The sequence below is a fragment of the Streptomyces sp. Y2F8-2 genome, assembly GCF_014905555.1.
GTDB lineage: Bacteria > Actinomycetota > Actinomycetes > Streptomycetales > Streptomycetaceae > Streptomyces > Streptomyces cynarae.
In genome coordinates this window covers 254,427-271,271 of record NZ_BNGS01000004.1, presented here as the reverse complement: position 1 = coordinate 271,271, position 16,845 = coordinate 254,427, and the positions used below count along the sequence as shown (strand labels likewise).

At 70.8% G+C, this 16,845-nt stretch carries 13 protein-coding genes and 1 pseudogene; 7 read left to right on the top strand and 7 right to left on the bottom strand.

Annotation, left to right across the window (positions count from 1 at the left end; genetic code table 11):
* Nucleotides 1–4 precede the first annotated feature (4 nt).
* Genes SY2F82_RS15600 through SY2F82_RS15590 form a run of 3 tightly spaced genes read left to right on the top strand, consistent with a single transcriptional unit; the run spans nucleotide 5 to nucleotide 3,490 of the window.
* Entirely contained in the window at nucleotides 5–922 is a 918-nt protein-coding gene (locus tag SY2F82_RS15600) for a carbohydrate ABC transporter permease (RefSeq protein ID WP_200419674.1), read from the top strand.
* Nucleotides 923–932: 10 nt separating this feature from the next.
* Nucleotides 933–2,273 carry a sugar ABC transporter substrate-binding protein gene (locus SY2F82_RS15595; RefSeq protein WP_200419673.1) on the top strand — a complete coding sequence of 447 codons (1,341 nt, stop codon included), beginning with the start codon at nucleotides 933–935 and terminating at the stop codon, nucleotides 2,271–2,273.
* Nucleotides 2,274–2,287: 14 nt separating this feature from the next.
* A complete protein-coding gene (locus SY2F82_RS15590) occupies nucleotides 2,288–3,490 on the top strand; it encodes a Gfo/Idh/MocA family protein (RefSeq protein ID WP_200420021.1) in 1,203 nt (400 codons plus the stop codon).
* A 31-nt stretch (nucleotides 3,491–3,521) separates the two neighbouring features.
* Here the strand turns inward: SY2F82_RS15590 and SY2F82_RS15585 are convergent, their stop codons facing one another.
* The 3 genes from SY2F82_RS15585 to SY2F82_RS15575 form a co-directional block, all read right to left on the bottom strand.
* Nucleotides 3,522–4,217, bottom strand: coding sequence for a L,D-transpeptidase family protein (locus SY2F82_RS15585; protein ID WP_200419672.1), 696 nt, complete (start codon nucleotides 4,215–4,217; stop codon nucleotides 3,522–3,524).
* Between the two features lie 261 nt (nucleotides 4,218–4,478).
* Nucleotides 4,479–5,846, bottom strand: coding sequence for an ATP-binding protein (locus SY2F82_RS15580; RefSeq protein WP_200419671.1), 1,368 nt, complete (start codon nucleotides 5,844–5,846; stop codon nucleotides 4,479–4,481).
* A gap of 2 nt (nucleotides 5,847–5,848) precedes the next feature.
* Nucleotides 5,849–6,526, bottom strand: a complete 678-nt coding sequence (locus SY2F82_RS15575; protein ID WP_200419670.1) for a response regulator transcription factor — start codon at nucleotides 6,524–6,526, stop codon at nucleotides 5,849–5,851.
* Nucleotides 6,527–6,669: 143 nt separating this feature from the next.
* Between SY2F82_RS15575 and SY2F82_RS15570 the strand changes: the two genes are divergently transcribed.
* A complete protein-coding gene (locus tag SY2F82_RS15570; RefSeq protein ID WP_200419669.1) occupies nucleotides 6,670–6,933 on the top strand; it encodes a hypothetical protein in 264 nt (87 codons plus the stop codon).
* A 201-nt stretch (nucleotides 6,934–7,134) separates the two neighbouring features.
* Nucleotides 7,135–7,230: pseudogene (locus SY2F82_RS15565) on the top strand (glycosyltransferase); the annotation flags it as partial.
* Here SY2F82_RS15565 and SY2F82_RS15560 read toward each other — a convergent pair.
* From SY2F82_RS15560 to SY2F82_RS15550, 3 genes are all read right to left on the bottom strand, one after another.
* Nucleotides 7,192–7,500, bottom strand: coding sequence for a hypothetical protein (locus tag SY2F82_RS15560; RefSeq protein WP_200419668.1), 309 nt, complete (start codon nucleotides 7,498–7,500; stop codon nucleotides 7,192–7,194). The pseudogene SY2F82_RS15565 and the gene SY2F82_RS15560 overlap by 39 nt on opposite strands.
* Nucleotides 7,497–10,385, bottom strand: a complete 2,889-nt coding sequence (locus tag SY2F82_RS15555) for a CDP-glycerol glycerophosphotransferase family protein (protein ID WP_200419667.1) — start codon at nucleotides 10,383–10,385, stop codon at nucleotides 7,497–7,499. Before SY2F82_RS15555 ends, SY2F82_RS15560 begins: the two co-directional genes overlap by 4 nt.
* 233 nt (nucleotides 10,386–10,618) lie before the next feature.
* Nucleotides 10,619–12,286: an NAD-dependent malic enzyme gene (locus SY2F82_RS15550; protein ID WP_200419666.1), complete on the bottom strand. Its 1,668-nt coding sequence runs from the start codon at nucleotides 12,284–12,286 to the stop codon at nucleotides 10,619–10,621.
* Between the two features lie 136 nt (nucleotides 12,287–12,422).
* Between SY2F82_RS15550 and SY2F82_RS15545 the strand changes: the two genes are divergently transcribed.
* Nucleotides 12,423–13,094, top strand: a complete 672-nt coding sequence (locus SY2F82_RS15545; RefSeq protein ID WP_200419665.1) for a 1,4-alpha-glucan branching protein — start codon at nucleotides 12,423–12,425, stop codon at nucleotides 13,092–13,094.
* A gap of 430 nt (nucleotides 13,095–13,524) precedes the next feature.
* Complete coding sequence (locus SY2F82_RS15540; protein ID WP_200419664.1) at nucleotides 13,525–15,504, top strand: glycosyltransferase family 39 protein; 1,980 nt, start codon at nucleotides 13,525–13,527, stop codon at nucleotides 15,502–15,504.
* An 8-nt stretch (nucleotides 15,505–15,512) separates the two neighbouring features.
* Here the strand turns inward: SY2F82_RS15540 and SY2F82_RS15535 are convergent, their stop codons facing one another.
* Entirely contained in the window at nucleotides 15,513–16,760 is a 1,248-nt protein-coding gene (locus SY2F82_RS15535; protein ID WP_200419663.1) for a hypothetical protein, read from the bottom strand.
* Nucleotides 16,761–16,845 lie beyond the last annotated feature (85 nt).

Below are 16,845 nucleotides of genomic sequence, written 5' to 3'. Positions count from 1 at the left end.
CGACATGGCTGCCGTGGCCACCACGACGACCGCGATACCCGCGAGGCGCCGGCTCTCCCTCGGCCGGATCGCCGCCTGGGCGGTCATGGGCGCGATCGTGCTCGTGACGTTGCTGCCGTTCTACTGGATTCTCAGGACGGCCCTGTCCACCAACACCTCACTCGCCGCGCACCCCGGCGACCCCCTGCCCACCGGCCTGACGGCCGGTGGCTTCGAGCGGGCCCTGGGTCTGCAGTCGACGAAGGAGGCCATCGCCCAGGGCGGCGCGGGCGGCGGGCTGAGGTTCTGGCGCTATCTGCTCAACTCGGTGATCGTCTCCACCCTGATCACCGTCTGCCAGGTGTTCTTCTCCGCCATGGCCGCCTACGCCTTCGCACGGCTGAGGTGGCGCGGCCGGGACAAGGTGTTCGGGCTGTTCCTCGCGGGGCTGATGGTGCCGGCCATCTTCACGCTGCTGCCGAACTTCGTGCTCATCAAGCAACTCCACCTGGTGGACACCCTGTTGGGCATCGCGCTGCCGACGATGTTCATGACGCCGTTCGCGGTGTTCTTCCTACGGCAGTTCTTCATGAACGTCCCCCGCGAGGTGGAGGAGGCCGCCCTGCTGGACGGCGCGAGCAAGGTCAGGATCTTCTTCCGGGTGATGCTGCCGATGGCGGTCACCCCCATCCTCACCCTCGGCGTGCTGACGTACATCACCTCGTGGAACGACTACTTCTGGCCGCTGATGGTGTCCTACAGCGACAGCTCCCGTGTGCTCACCGTGGCACTGGCGATCTTCCGGGCGCAGACCCCGCAGACGGGTTACGACTGGTCCGGACTGATGGCGGCGACCCTCATCGCGGCGCTCCCGATGCTCGTGCTCTTCGGCTGCTTCGCACGCCGCATCGTCGGCTCCATCGGCTTCACCGGGATCAAGTGAGGGAACCGATATGCGAATTCGTACGGTCGTGGCGTTGGCCGGTGCGCTGGCCCTGTCCCTGGTCAGCGGATGCGCCCAGGGCGGCGCCGCCGGGTCGCCCGGGAACACGGTGACGTACTGGCTGTGGGACGCCAACCAGCTGCCCGCCTACCAGGCCTGCGCCACGGACTTCGAGAAGGAGAACCCGGGCCTGAAGGTCAGCATCACGCAGATGGGCTGGGGCGACTACTGGACCAAGCTGACCGCGAGCTTCATCGCGGGCACCCAGCCGGACGTGTTCACCGACCACATCCAGAAGTTCGGCCAGTTCGCCGATCTGAAGGTGCTGGAGCCGCTCGACGACCTCGGCATCAACCCCGCCGACTACCAGAAGGGGCTCGCCGACAACTGGATCGCCCAGGACGGCCACCGCTACGGCGCTCCGAAGGACTGGGACACCGTCGCCCTCTTCTACAACCAGAAGATGGCCACGGCTGCCGGACTCACCCCCGAGCAGATCAACAATCTGAGCTGGAACCCGAAGGACGGCGGCACCTTCGAGAAGACCGTCGCCCACCTCACCATCGACCGGAACGGCAAGCGCGGCGACGAGCCCGGCTTCGACAAGCACCACGTCAAGGTGTACGGGCTCGCCAGTGGAGGCGCCGGCGACGGCGACGGCCAGACGACATGGAGCCCCTTCACCGGCTCCGCCGGCTGGCACTACACCGACAAGGAGCGGTGGAGCACCAAGTACCAGTACGACAGCAAGACCTTCCAGTCGGTCGTCAAGTGGTACTTCGGCCTGGCGGAGAAGGGCTACCTGGCGCCGCAGACGGACTACAGCGAGGGCGCCAACCCGGCCAACGCGCAACTGGCCTCCGGCAAGGCCGCGATGGCCTTCGACGGCGCCTGGATGATCTCGACGTACTACGGATACAAGAACCTGAAGATCGGCACCGCCTTCACCCCCGTCGGCCCCACCGGCAGGCGGTCCACCATGATGAACGGCCTCGCCGACTCCGTCACCAAGAACGCCCACAACAAGCAGGGCGCCCTGAAGTGGGTGAAGTACCTGTCCTCCGACGCATGCCAGAAGACGGTGGGCAGCTACGGCATCGTCTTCCCCGCCACACCCGACGGGACCCGGGCCGCCGTCGCGGCCTACAAGAAGAAGGGCATCGACGTCACGGCGTTCACCAAGCCGGTCGCCGACAAGCGGGACTTCACCACCTTCACCTACCCGATCACCAACTACGCGGCGGACGTGTACGCGCTCATGCACCCCGCCATGCAGGACGTCTACAACGGCGCCGCGGTGAGCGGCCTCGACAAGACCAACAGCCAGATCAACCTGATCCTCTCCCAGTGAAGGGCACGCATTTCATGACGTTCTCGCTCGGCATCGTCGGCGCCGGCCAGTTCTCCGGCCAGTTCGCCACGCTGTTCCAGGCCCATCCCGGCGTCAGCGACGTCTACGTCACCGACCTGCTGCCCGAACGGGCCGAGCAGCTCGCCGCCGCACAGGGCCTCGCCGGCACCTTCCCCTCGTACGAGGCCATGCTGGAGTCCAAGGCGGTCGACGCGGTCGCCATCTTCACCCAGCGCTGGACGCACGGCCCCCTGGTGGTCCAGGGACTGAACGCCGGCAAGCACGTGTACTCCGCCGTCCCCATGGCGATCACCACGGAGGAGATCGCGGCGATCATCGACGCGGTCAAGGCGACCGGGCTGACCTACATGATGGGTGAGACCAGTCAGTACAACCCGGCGACCGTGCACGCCCGCAACCGGATCGCGGAGGGCGCCTTCGGGCGGCTGTTCTACGCCGAGGGCGACTACGTGCACGACATGGACCTCGGCTTCTACGAGGCCTACCAGTACAGCGGCGGCGAGCACTGGAAGGCGACCGCCAGCTATCCCCCGCTGCTCTACCCGACCCACTCGGTGGGCGGTGTGCTCGGCGCCTGGCAGACGCACGCGGTGAGCGTGTCCGCGATCGGGGTGCGCGACGAGCGCGGGGACGGGGTCTTCGACAAGGAGATCAGCCAGTTCGACAACGACTTCTCCAACGCCACCGCGCTGTTCGAGGTGGCGGGCGGCGGCTCGTTCCGTACGAACGAGTTCCGCCGGGTCGGCTACCCCTCGCACATCCGGGAGTCGCGTTTCAGGTTCTTCGGCACCGAGGCGAGCATGGAGCAGCTCGCCACGGTGGCCCTGTGGCAGGACAAGAAGGGCGTCAAGGACATCACTGAGCTCCTCGAGCCCAAGCCGACCATGTCGCCCGACGACCCCTCGCTCCAGCACATCGCGCCGGAGCTGCGGGCCGCCTTCACCTCCGGGTCGGCACCGGTGCACGACCGCTCACGGCTGCCGCGGGAGTTCGACAACCTGCACAACGGCCACGAGGGCAGCCACCACTTCCTGGTGGACGACTTCGTGACGGCCGTCAACTCCCGCACCCTGCCGTCCGTGAACGCCTGGGTCGCGGCACGCTACACCCTGCCCGGGATCATCGCGCACCAGTCGGCGCTGAGGGGCGGGGTCCGCCTGGAGATCCCGGACTTCGGGGACGCTCCGGCGGTGTGACGTACCGCTGCGGCCGAGCCGGGTGCCTGTCTCAGGTGCCCGGCTTGCGGCCGTAGACGAACACGTCGTCGCCGACCTTCAGCAGCGACCAGTACTTCTTGGCATCGGCCGTGGTCATGTTGACGCAGCCGTGGGAGCCGGGCGGGTTCCACATGCTCAGGTTGACCGAGTGGAAGGCCTGCCCGCCGTCGAAGAACTGGCTGTAGGGCATGGGGACGTTGTAGATGGTCGAGACGTGGTGCAGGTTCCGCCAGTAGATCTTCTTCAGGCCGGTGCGGGTCGCATATCCCTTGCGCCCTGTGCGCACGGGCACCGGTCCGTAGACGAGGCGGCTGCCGTCCTGGATCCAGCTGAGCTGGAGCGTCAGGTTGACGCAGGCGATGCGGCCCTTGTTGACCGGGCACTTGCCGTCCTTGTTGGGGTTCTTGCCGACGGCCTTCTGCTTGTTCATCAGATCCATCACCCCCCAGGTGACGGGCCCGGCGTAGCCGATGGCGGGCGTGATGCCGTGCTTGTTCTGGAAGGCCTGGACGGCCTTGCAGTCGGCGGCCGACTGCCTGCCGTCGACCGGGCGGCCGAGGAACTTCTCCACCTGCTTCTGGTACGGACCGGTCTGCGTGGTGCAGCTCGCCGCCTCGGCGGGCGCGCTGGTGAGCGCGAGCGTGAGCGGCGCCACCAACCCCGTGATTCCGAGCGCGACGGCCCCCCGCCTGCGTATGTCCCCCATGCCGGGCCTTCCCTTCCACGTGTTCTGCGGTCTTTTGCACGCTAGACCGGCATGGGGGCCGCTCGGTTGTGGTGGCGCTCACACTGTGACGAAACAGTGAAGTATCGGGTACAGGCGGCGATGGCACCGCAGGACCGTCCCAGGCTTCGGGCACGGGTGCGGTGGCCAGGGTGTCGACGGTCTACAAGGCACAGCGGGCGGGCGGCGCTTCGCCCGGCACCGGAGCGTGCGGCGGCCTGAGACCGGGGACCAGCCGGCCGGTCAGTGGTCGGTCGCCGGGATGCGGACCACGATGCGGGCTCCGGGGGCGTTGTCCTCGATGCCGATGTGGCCGTGGTGGACGACGACGAGGTCGCGGACGATCGCGAGGCCGAGGCCGCTTCCTCCGGTGTCCCGGGCGCGGGCCCCGTCCAGGCGGGTGAAGCGGTCGAAGACACGTCGGCGGTCGGCCACCGGGATGCCGGGGCCGTCGTCGGCGACCACCAGGTGCGCGGCGCGGTCGCGGACGCCCAGGCTGACCTCGATCCGTCGGACGGCGTACCGGATGGCGTTGTCGAGCAGATTGCGCACGACCCGGGCCAGGGCGTCCCCGTCGCCGTACACCCGGGCCGCACTGACGGCGCGCTGGTCGATGACCACAGAGGTGTGTCGGCGGGCGTGGCGGACCTCACGGAAGACGATCTCGTCCAGGTCCACGGGGCGCAGGCGCAGCCGGGGCAGGGCGTCCAGGCGGGCCAGCCGTACCAGGTCGTCGACCAGCCGGGACAGCCGCTCGCTCTCCTCGACGAGGGCGGGTCCGCGGGTGGCCCAGTCGGCCGAGCCGGGATGCCGGACGGCCACCTCCAGTTGGGTGTGCAGACTGCTCAGCGGGGAGCGCAGCTCGTGCGCGGCGTCCGCGACGAACTGCCGTTGCCGCCGGGTGGCGACGTCCAGCCGGGCCAGCAGGTCGTTGAGGGTCCGCGCCAGCCGGCCCAGGGCGTCCTCCGCCGGGGGCGGGTCGAGGCGGCGGCCCAGGTCGCAGGCGGTGATCCCGGCCGTCTGGGCGCACAGGGCCTCCACGGGGCGCAGCGCCCGGCCGGTGAGCAGCCAGCAGACACCGGTGAGCAGGGCGACAGCCGGCGGCACGGCGATGGCGAGGCCCACGGTGAGCCGGGCGAGGTTCCGGTCGACGGCCGCGGTGGGCACCGCGACGTACACGGTGAGCGGGTCGTCGTGCCCGGCCTCGAGGGCGACCACGCGCCAGGTTCCGTCTCCGCTCAGGGGCAGTCCACGCACCGTGTGGGCCGTGCCGGAGGAGGACGCGTGGAAGGTGAACAGCGCGGGCCGGCCCTCCAGGTTGGCGGAGCTGGAGCGCACCACGCGCCGGGCGTCGACGACCTGCACGGCGGTGTCGCCGCTGCCGGAGGCCGGCAGGACACGGGCGAGGCTGTCGGTGTCGACGCCGGCGGCGACGACCTGGGCCCGCTGGAGCGCGGTCTGGTCGAGGCCGGTGAGGAGGCTCATGCGCGTCCAGACGACGAGCAGACAGGCCGCGCCGACCAGGGCCGCCGAAATCATCAGGGCCACCGCGGCGGTCAGCCTCAGGCGCAGGGAGCGCCGGGCCCACCACGCGGGGACGGGGAGGCGCACGGTCACCTCCCGGTGGCGTGCAGCCGGTAGCCGGCCCCGCGGACCGTCTCGATGGTCCGGCGGCCGAAGGGGGCGTCGATCTTGCGCCGCAGATAGCCGATGTAGACCTCGACGATGTTCGTGTCGCCGTCGAAGTTCTCGTCCCAGACGTGGTCGAGGATGTCCGTCTTGCTGATCACTTCGTCGGGGTGCCGGAGCAGGAACTCCAGCAGCGTGAACTCGCGTGCGGTCAGGGTGATCTCCCGGCCCGCGCGGCGGCAGTGGCGGCGCGCGGGGTCCAGGGCGAGGTCGCCGGCCGCGAGCACGGCGGGCCGGGCGGGCGCCCCGCGCCGCAGCAGGGCCCGCAGCCGGGCGACCAGCACGACGTACGAGAACGGCTTGCTCAGGTAGTCGTCGGCGCCGAGGTCGAGGGCGTCCGCCTCGTCGTACTCGCCGTCCTTCGCGGTCAGGACGAGGACGGGGGTCCACACACTGGCGGCCCGCAGCCGCTTCAGCACCTCGTATCCGGAGATCCCGGGCAGCATGAGGTCGAGCAGGATCACGTCGTACGGCTCGTGGACGGCCCGCCACAGGCCGTCGACGCCGTCGTGGACGACACGGGCGACGAAGCCCTCCTCGGCGAGCCCGTGAGCGATCGCCGCGGCGAGTCCCCGTACGTCCTCGATCACCAGCACTCGCATGGCCGACCTCCCCTCCACCGTACGAAGGCGTGGCCGTGCTCGCGCGTCGAGCTGCTCTCAGCCTCTTCTCAGGTGGCCCGCCGCAGGCTGGAACAAACCAGGATAAAAGAGGGCCTCCGTGCCTGTGAGCAAGGAGAGACACGATGACGAACGTCCGACGCAGGGTCGCACTTGTCGCCGGCACGATGCTGCTGGCCGGCGCGGCAAGCAGTGGGGTCGCGATGGCGAGCACGCCGCCGGTGGTACACCCCTCCGTCCAGACGAACTACTGCGACGACGACTGGGGCAACTGGGGCGACGACTGCGATCACGGCGGCTACTACGGTGGCCACGGTGACCACGCCGCCTACGTCGGCCACGGCAACGGTGACGACGACGACGATTACGGGGACTACGGAGGGTACTGACAGCACCTGACCGAGCCGTCGAGTGCCGGTTCGCGCCCCCGGCGCGGGCCGGCACCGGCGTCCCGGAGCGGGCTCAGCGCTCCAGGAAGTCGAAGAGCTCCTCCCACCGGCGGGTGATCACGTCCGGGGCGAAACGCCGGACGTTCTCCCGCGCCCGCGCCCCCAGCGTGTCGCGCAGCTTCTCGTCGGACATCAACCGCTCCGCTCGTCCTGCTGGAGGCCATGGCGCGCGGGGTGCCGTGCATGGCGTTCGACTGCTCACCCGGCGTGCGGGAGATCGTCCGCGACAGCGAGGATGACGGCGCCGGGGCGGGCGGCGCGGAAGATGCCGGCCAGCCGCTCGGCGGCGGCGCGCCTGTCCGCCTCCTGCTCACGGACCGCCGGGTCGAACCGGTCCAGCAGTGGGCGGGGCGGGTGATGGGCCGGGGGACGCCGCTCGTACAGGGTGAGTGTCTCGAAGGGCGGGTTCTCACCGAGGCTCATCGGCATCCGCGGCGGGGAGACACCGCCCACGCCGCCCAGTTCGTCGACCTCGTTGGTGACGAAGAAGATCTGACGGCCCGTCATCGGCTCTCTCCCGTCGGTGCGAAGAAGCGTTCCACGATGCGGGCCGCGGCGTCCCCGCGGTCGTACTCGCCGTACTTGTCCACGAACTGCTTCAGCCGTGCCTCGTACCGGGTGCTCAGGGCGCGCAGGTCCGACAGCGCCGAGAACAGCGCGTCCTCGGTGCGCACGACCGGGCCCGGGGCCTCCTCGAACAGGTCGAAGTAGGTGCCGCGCACGTCCAGGGAGTACTCCTCCCAGTCGTGGGCGAGGAAGACGAGCGGCCGGAGGAGCAGCGCATAGTCGAACATCACCGACGAGTAGTCGGTGATCAGGGCGTCGGAAAGAAGCAGGAGCGGAGTGATGTCCGGCTCCCGCGCCACGTCGATCACCCGGCCGGCCACCGAGGGCGGCAGGGTGGCCCGGTTCAGATAGTGAGGACGCACCAGGAGCGTGTACCGGTCCCCGAAACGGTCGGCGAAGCGTTCGACGTCGAAGGGCAGTCGGAAGTCGCGTACGCCTCCGTCGGGGCGCGCCCGGAACGTGGGCGCGTAAAGCACCACACGACCGCCCGGACGGATGCCGAGGCGCTCGGCGAGCCTGCGCACCGCCGGGTCGGCCGTCTGCGGGTGCCGGGCCGCCCGGACGAGTGCGTCGTTGCGCGGGTAACCGGTGCGCAGCAGTTTCCCCTCGGGGATGCGGTAGGCGCGGGCGAGGGTGCGCACATCGTGCTCGCTGCGCACCAGGAAGTGGTCGAAGCGGTCCAGTGCCTGCTGGAAGGCGCGCTGTTCGTGTTCGGACATCACCCGGTAGGAGGGCTCGTCGAAGCCCATCCGCTTCAGGGCCGAGCCGTGCCAGGTCTGGATGTAGGTGGTCTCCGGGCGTTTGCGGAGCATGAGCGGGAAGCCCTGGTTGTCGATCCAGAACTCGGCCTGGGCGAGCGCCCTGATGTACCGCCAGGACCACCGGCGGACGAGTTCGGCGTCCTTGGGGAACCCCTCGGGCCTCTCCCCCGCGTACGACCAGACGGCGGTGACGGGCACCCGGCGGCGCCGCAGTTCCTCGTGGATGGCTCGCGGGCTGTCGCTGTACTGCTTGCCGAGGTGACTCTCGAAGACGACGGTGCCCTTGCGGACCGGCAGGAGCCGGAGCATGTGGTGGTAGGCCTGCGCCTTACGCGAGTGGGAGGACAGGTCTCTGCGCACGGCTCGCAGGGCGCGGTAGGCGCCCTTGACGGTCCGGGCCGCGGGGCCGTGCAGATTGCGGTCCACGAGCGCGCGGCCGCGCCGGGCGGCCGGGCCGTGCTGGGTGAGCCGGAAGGCCAGATGTCCCTTGGCGGAGACCTGCGGTTCGAGCCGGTCGGCGACGAACCGGCCGAGCCGGGGGCGTACGGGCACGGACGCGGAGTTCTCCAGGTCGATGTCGCCGGCGGTGATCCGGGTCGTGGTGCGCCTGCCGTCCGCGGTCAGGTGCAGCCGGACGTCCCACACCTCGTCGACGACGCCGACCGGCCGGAGGCGGCCGGTCAGCGGTACGGCGGCGCGCCAGGTGAGGGTGTCGCCGGCGTGACGCACCGTCGCCACCGGGAACCGGAAGGTCCGCAGGCTGCGGCGGCGGGCCCGGAACTCCAGCTGGGCGGTGAGGCGGGCGTCCGGGGGGACGGTGTGCAGGGGGTTGACCACGGCGCCCTCGAGGACCACCAGATCACCGCGCACGGCGTATCCGGTGAGCACGTTGCGCAGGAACATCTCGTCCAGCTCTCTGCCGTGGTGGCCGAGGGCGGTGACGTCCATGACGTCGCGTGCCTCGGGGTCATCGAGGTACCGGTCGCACCAGTAGATGCGCCCGTCCCGCTCGACGAGCGGCGTGGAGATCTTGGAACGGTTGATCAGCGTGTCGACGGCCGCCATCAGGTTCTCCCAGTCCTCACGCATCAGCAGGTGCGCGCAGATGGCGTGCACCCGGTCCAGCTCGGCGTACGCCGCCTCGGGGAAGTCCTGGATGTAACCGCGGGCCAGTCCGGCGAACCGGTGCCGGTAGCCGTCGTCGAGGAACGGCAGGTCGCCGAGGTAGAGCGCGAGGTCGTGCTTGAGGAACTTGGTGTCCTTACGCAGTTTGAGTTCGTCCAGGCCGCGCCGCTTCAGCACCTCGTCGATGCGGCGGTGGATCTCCAGCCGGTCGGCGAAGTTGTTGATCTCGTGGCGGCGGTTGCTGATCGACTTGGCCGTGGTCTTCTGGACGACGTGCCAGAAGTAGACGGTGTGGGGGATCAGGGTGATGCGTGCGGCGGCGAGATAGGCCTGAGCGGAGAAGAGCAGGTCCTCGTAGTGGATGCCGCGCGGGAAGGCGAGACCGTTCTCCAGGAGGAATGCGCGCCGGTAGCACTTGTTCGTCGACAGGGTGTCGAAGACGAACAGGTCCGGCAGTTCGGCGATGGACTCGACGGTTCGCGTGGACCGGTACAGCCAGGGGTACCAGGGGATGCGCTTGTCGTGTCTGCTGTCGGTGTGCACCCGGACGCACCGTCCCGAGACCAGGTCGGCGCCGGTGCGGTCCGCCGCTTCCAGCAGGTTGCGGCATGCGTTGGCTTCGAGGGTGTCGTCGCTGTCCAGGAACATCACATAGCGGCCGCGGGCCACGGCCAGGCCCTGATTGCGCGGCTCGCCGCAGCCGCCGCTGTTCTCGGCCAGCCGGATCGCGCGCACACGGCTCGGGTCGGCGGCGGCGAGGGAGCACGCGACGTCGTACGAGCCGTCGGTGGAACAGTCGTCCACGATGACGACTTCCACGTTGCGCAGCGTCTGGTCGAGCGCGGAACGTACGGCTGTCGTCAGGCGCGGGGCGTCGTTGTAGACGATGACGACGACGCTGATGTCCGGTTCCGCCCCGCCTGACCCCGGCGTATCCATCGGCACGGCACCTCTCGTCTCGGATCGACGGCTCTCCGGACGGCCGCCGCCCCGTCACCGCGGCGGTTCGGCGATGTCCGGGAAGGCGTCCCGCAGACGGGGGGAATGCCCGGGGTCCGGCCCGGCCGCAGTGGCCCTGCCGTCTGTAGGACCACTGCGGCCGGGGCGGCACCCTGCCGCTCCTCCCCGCCACGGGACGGGCCGGCAGGGCTCTGGTCCGTGATCTGCTCGCATCAGCGGGCCGGATAGTCCGGTATCCACTGGGTCTTCTCGACCACCTGGCGCACCTCCGCCTCGGTCGCCTTGGGGGCCACCCCGTCCTCGACGGCGGCGAGCGCGGCGGCCACCGCGATCTCCCGGGCGGCCTCCCGCATGCCGCCGAGCGGCGGCAGCAGCGGGGCGGGGCCCGGAACTCCGGCGGCCGCCTCGGCGGCCCGCCGGGCGACGGCGCGTGCCGCGGCGACCAGCATCCGGTCGGTGACCCGGGTGGCCCCGCCGGCCGCCACCGCGAGCCCCATCGCGGGGAAGATGTACACGTTGTTGGCCTGTGCCACCGGAATCCGGTGACCGTCCACCTCCAGCGGCGGGAACGGCGACCCGGCGGCGATCAGCGCCCTGCCGTCCGTCCAGCGGGCGAGGTCCGCGGGATCGGCCTCGGCGTGCGAGGTCGGGTTGGACAGCGGGAAGATCACCGGCCGTTCGCAGGTGGACGCCATCTGCCGCACGATCTCCTCGGTGAACGCGCCCTGCGCGGTCGACAGCCCGATCAGCGCGGTCGGCTCGATCCGGCGCACCACCTCGGCGAGCCCGGTGTGACCCCAGTCGGCCACCTCGTCGTCCGCGCGCGCGTACACCCGCTGCTCGTCGGTCAGATCGTCGCGCGAGTCCACCAGCAGTCCGTCGACGTCGACGAACCAGAAGCGGTCCGCCGCGTCCTCCTCGGAAAGTCCCTCGTCCACGAGGGCGGCGCGGATCATGTCGGCGACGCCCACGGCGGCGGAACCCGCTCCCAGGACGACCAGCCGCTGCTCGGTCAGCGGCGTGCCGGCCACCTGGCAGGCCGTGGACAGGGCGCCGAGCACCACCGCCGCGGTGCCCTGGATGTCGTCGTTGAAGGTGAGCAGCCGGTCACGGTAGCGGGTCAGGATCGGCCGGGCGTGGACGGTGGCGAAGTCCTCCCACTGCAGCAGCGTGCCCGGCAGCTCCGCCTCCACCGCCGAGACGAACGCCTCGATCATCTCGTCGTACTGCGCCCCCGTGAGCCGGTGCTCCCGTCGCCCCAGATACCGGGGATCGGACAGCAGCTGCTCGTTGTCGGTGCCGACGTCGAGCAGGATCGGCAGGGTGCGCGCCGGGTGGATGCCGCCGATCGCGGTGTAGAGGCTCAGCTTGCCGATCGGGATGCCCATGCCCCCGACGCCTTGGTCGCCGAGGCCGAGAATGCGCTGGCCGTCGGTGACGACGATGACGTCGACGGCGCCCTTGTGCGGTCGGTTGCGCAGGATCTCCCGGAACCGGTCGCGGTCCTCCCAGGACAGGAACAGGCCGCGGGGCCGCCGGTAGATCTCGCTGAAGCGGCGGCACGCCTCCCCGACGGTGGGGGTGTAGACGATCGGCAGCAGTTCCTCGAGGTGTTCGGTGATCAGGCGGTAGAACACCACCTCGTTGGTGTCCTGCAGCTGCCGCAGGTAGATGTGTCGGTTGAGCGGCTTGTCGTAGCCGAGGAACGCCTGGTGGGCGCGGGCGACCTGCTCGTCGAGGGACTCCACGGCGGGTGGGAGCAGTCCGTCCAGGCCGAGTTGGGCGCGTTCCTCGCGGGTGAAGGCCGTGCCCTTGTTGAGCAACGGGTCGGCGAGCAGGGCGGTGCCGCGGGCGGTCGTCTGTCCGGTGAGGTGTGTCATCGTGCGGTCCAACCTGGAGGGATCGAACGTTCTCTTCCCCATGCCCCGCTTCCGTACCGTCCTCCCGGCCGACGGGACGTATTCCTTCACTCCTTCACCGCAGCATGGGCGGGAGGGGTCGGATAGGTTCGCGGGCATGGCGATCATCCACAACACCACGATGACCCCCACCAAGCTGGAACTCCTCACCGTCTGGCTCCCCACCCGGCCCTGGTACGTCGGCACGGGCCGCGCGCCGGAGCTGTCCAGGACCGGCGGGTTCCGGCTGGACGACCCGGAGGGCGAGGTCGGGATCGAGTTCCTGGTGGCCACCGACGAGTCGGGGCCGGCGCCGATCTCGTACCACGTACCGCTGAGTTACCGGGGCGCGCCCCTCGAAGGAGCCGAACAGGCGCTCGTCGGCACCTCCGAGCACGGCGTGCTGGGACGGCGATGGATCTACGACGGTACGCACGACCCGGTGCTCGTCACCCAGTTGCTGGCGCTGTTCCAGGGCCGCGCCGAACCCCAGGCGCAGAACCGGTCCGACACCCCCGACCCGTCCGTCACCGTCCGGTTCGCGGATGCGCCGGTGGCGGCCGGAGGCGTCACGACGACCGTGACCGACGGATCCCACGACACCCTGGTCACTGTCCATGCGCCCGGCTCCGCGGCCCCCTCGTCGCTGAACCTGCGCGTGACGCGCGTCCTGGAACCCGGGGCGACGGCATCGGCCGAGACCACGGGCCACGTCACCGCGGGCTGGCGCTCGCCGGACGGCGGTGAGCACCGCGGGGTGTTCGCCGCCCTTCACCACACCGGGTCCTGACCCGTTCCGCCGGCTCTCGTTCGGCCCACGGCGTCCGGCCCGTCCGCAGCCGTCGGACGGGCCGGACGCCTGTCACCCCTTCCGCAATGCTCCGGTCACCGGCGCGCCATCTCCGCGCCGGGCGCCCGTCCGAAAGGAACGGGCTCTTACCGACGTCCTGTACGCCTCATGCATCACGGCCACGGAATGCCTACTTCTTCATAGTCGGATCATCCGGTCGCACGTGCCGCGCAATGGGCCGACGCGACGGTGAGAAGACAACGGCAGTCCGGGAAGGCCACCTATGCTCAGCGCTCATTCGGAGCAGACCGCAGCGCACGACGAGACACCGGCGAGGTGTACGGCGCCCGCGACCGCCACGGCAGGCGCGCAGGGCGGAGGGCCGCCTCCCCGGAGCCCACGGCCGCCACGGCTGCGCTACGAACTCCCGATGCTGGGGGCCATAGCGGCGCTCGCGGCGGTTCTCTGCACGTGGGGCATCGACCACAGCGTCTACCACACGTTCTACGCCGCCGCCGTGCGCAGCATGACCGACAACCCGGTGGCGTTCTTCTTCGGTTCGTTCGACCCGGGCAACTCCATCACCCTCGACAAGGAGCCCGGCTTCCTGTGGCCGCAGGCGCTGTCGGCCATGGTCTTCGGCTTCCACCCCTGGGCACTGGTGCTGCCGCAGGCGATCGAAGGTGTGGCCTGCGTCCTCCTCCTGCACCTGCTGGTGCGTCGCTGGGCCGGGGTCCCGGCGGGGCTGCTGGCCGCGGCGTTCCTGACGCTCACCCCGGTGGTCGTGGGGCTGGGCCGGTCGATCGTGGAGGACGCGCCGTTCGTCCTGCTGCTGCTCCTGGCGGCCGAGGCCACCTGGCGGGCCGTCGCGCGGGCCCGGCTGCGCACCCTGCTGACGGCCGGCGTCTGGGTCGGGGTGGCGTTCCAGTGCAAGATGCTGGAGGCCTGGGCCGTGCTCCCGGCCCTGGCCGTCACCTACCTGGTGGCCGCCCCCACCACCCTGCGGCGCAGGATCGGCCATGTCGCGGTGACCGGCGCGGTCGCCGTGGCGGTGTCGGCCTCCTGGGTGGCCGTGGCGACCGCCGTCCCCGCTCAGTCGCGTCCCTACATAGACGGCACCACGAACGACTCGGCCGTGGGCATGGTCGTGGGCTACAACTTCCTGACCCGGTTCACCTCGCTGGGCGTGGACGCGGCGGACACCGGCAGTGTCGTCACCGGCGAGACGGGCCCCACCCACGCGGCCACCGACGGCGGCTCGGGCGAGGGCGGTGCAGCGAGGGAGGCCGGCGGCACCGTTCGCACCGCAGGGCGAGCCCACCGCAGGGGTCCGGGCATGGGCAACAGCGTATTGAAGATGTTCAGCCCGGGTCTCGCCACCCAGACGGGCTGGCTGTACCCGCTGGCCGGGTGCGGCCTTGTGTGGGGGCTCGCCGCCGCGCGGCGCCGCCGTGCCCCCCGCACGGATCCGGCGCTGGTCGGACATCTGCTGTGGGGGGTGTGGCTGGCCACCTTCTTCGCCGCGTTCAGCTTCGGCAGCGTCACCGGCCACACGTACTACATGGGCGTGGTCGCCGTGGCCCTCGCGGCGCTGAGCGGTGCCGGGCTGGTGCGGGCCTGGTGGGCGTACCGAGCCGGCGGCCGCCAGGCCTGGGTCCTTCCGGCGGTGACCGCCGCGAACGTCCTGTGGGCCGCGGCCCTGACGCTGTACTACCGCCACTTCTTCGGGTGGCTGGCTCCCGCCGCCGTCGGTCTGTGCGTCCTGTCGCTGGTGCTCACGGGCGCAGGCCGCCCTCTGACGGCCCGCCGGTCGCGGACAGCCGTGGCCGGCCTGGCGGCCGGTCTCGCCGCCGTGCTGCTGATACCGGCCGCGTGGTCGGCCTCGGCGCTGTCCCCGCGCTACAACCAGCCCGGCGGCATGGGCAGGGTCGGGCCCGCCAGCCGCCCGGGGAGCGGCGGGCCGAACCGGCTCACGCCGCAGCGCGCACGGCTCCTGGCCTATCTGACGGCACACCGGGAGGGGGCGAAGTACCTCGCGGCCATGCCGGACTGGGCGGATGCCGCGCCGTACATCATCGCGGCCGACGCGTCCGTGCTGCCTATGGGCGGCTTCACCGGACAGGTCCCCTTCCCCTCCCCCGCCGGACTCGTCCGGCTGGTCGACTCCGGCGAACTGCACTACGTCGCCCTCCGGCGCACGCATACGGGAGGGCGGCAGCGGAAGGCCGGTGAGCAGGAGGGGAAGGCCCGGTACGACGGGACCGCGCAGCACACCGGCACCGCCGCATCGCCCACCACCACCGCGATCACGCGCTGGGTCACCTCGCACTGCACGGCGGTGCCGCCGTCGGTGTACGGCGGCACGGGTTCCGTCCAGCTCCGGCTCTACCGGTGCGGACAAAGCCGATGAGGGACCGGTCAGTTCGCGGTCGCTGTAGCTGATGCGGGCGTGCCGAGGAACTCCGCCCAGCCGCCGAGCGGCGACTGTCCGGGGGCGAGGGTGCGCAGCTTCCTGAGAACGGCCGGGTCCTGGGCCTCCAGCCATGCCACCAGCTGACGGAAGGACACGAACCGAACGTCGTCGTACTGGGCCATCCGTCCGATGGCCTCCTCGACGGCGTCCATGTAGATGCCGCCGTTCCAGCGTTCGAAGTGGTTGCCGATGAAGAGGGGCGCCCGGTTGCTGTCGTAGGCACGTCGGAAACCGGCCAGGTAGGTGTCCCGGGCCTGGGCGCGCCAGGCGCCGTACTGGGAGCGGTCGCCCAGGGGGTTTCCGCCGGACTGGTTGTACATCATGTTGTAGTCCATCGACAGGACCTGGAAGGAGTGGCCGGAGAACGGTATGGACTGCAGGGGGAAGTCCCAGATCCGGCCGTCCTGCACCTTCCCGGGCCAGATCTGCAGGCCCCCGGGTGAGCTGGCGTCGTACTTCCAGCCGAGCGCCGCCGCGGTGGGCAGCAGGCGTGCCTGTCCTTCCAGGCACGGCGTGCGGCCGCCGATGAGTTCCTTGCGGTAGTCGAAGGGCAGCGGGTCCAGGTCGGTGAAGCCGGTGTTGGTCTTCCACTCGGTGACGAAGCGGACGGCCTGGTCGATCTCGCTCCGCCACTCGGCCGGCGACCAGTCGCGCACCCCGCCGGCGCCGCAGAAGTGGCCGTTGAAGTGGGTGCCGATCTCGTGGCCCTCCAGCCAGGCGGCGCGCACCTGCTGGAGCGTGGCGTGGATGTGCCGGTCGGCGAGGTAGCCGATCGCGGAGGCGCCGGCAGGGTGCTGCGGTGGACGGTAGAGGTGCTTCTTGGATTCCGGCAGCGTGTAGATGCCGCTGAGGAAGAAGGTCATCGACGCGCCGTGGTCGGCGGCGACCTTGCGGAAGCGGGAGAAGAGCTTGTTGCTCAGCTCGCCCGCGCCGTCCCAGGACAAGACCACGAACTGCGGCGGTCGCTGACCGGGCTTCAGCCTCTGAGCGCTGGGCTGTTTCGGCTGGGCGCCGGTGTCGGCGGTGGAGCCGTCGCCGATGAGCTTCAGCGGCCGGGTTTCAGGGGTGCCCTTGCCGTCCGAGGGGCTCTCGCCGGTCACGGACCAGCCGCCGGCCGAGCAGGCGGACAGTGCGCCCAGCGCGCCCGCCGTCGCGCCCGCGGTCAGCAGACGCCTGCGTGAGATGCCGTTCATGTTCGTCCCCGTCTCCTCGTCGTGCGGCTCCGGACGGAGCCGTCGTGCCGTGTGGGTCGACGGGTTCGATGGGCGGGGGCGGCGG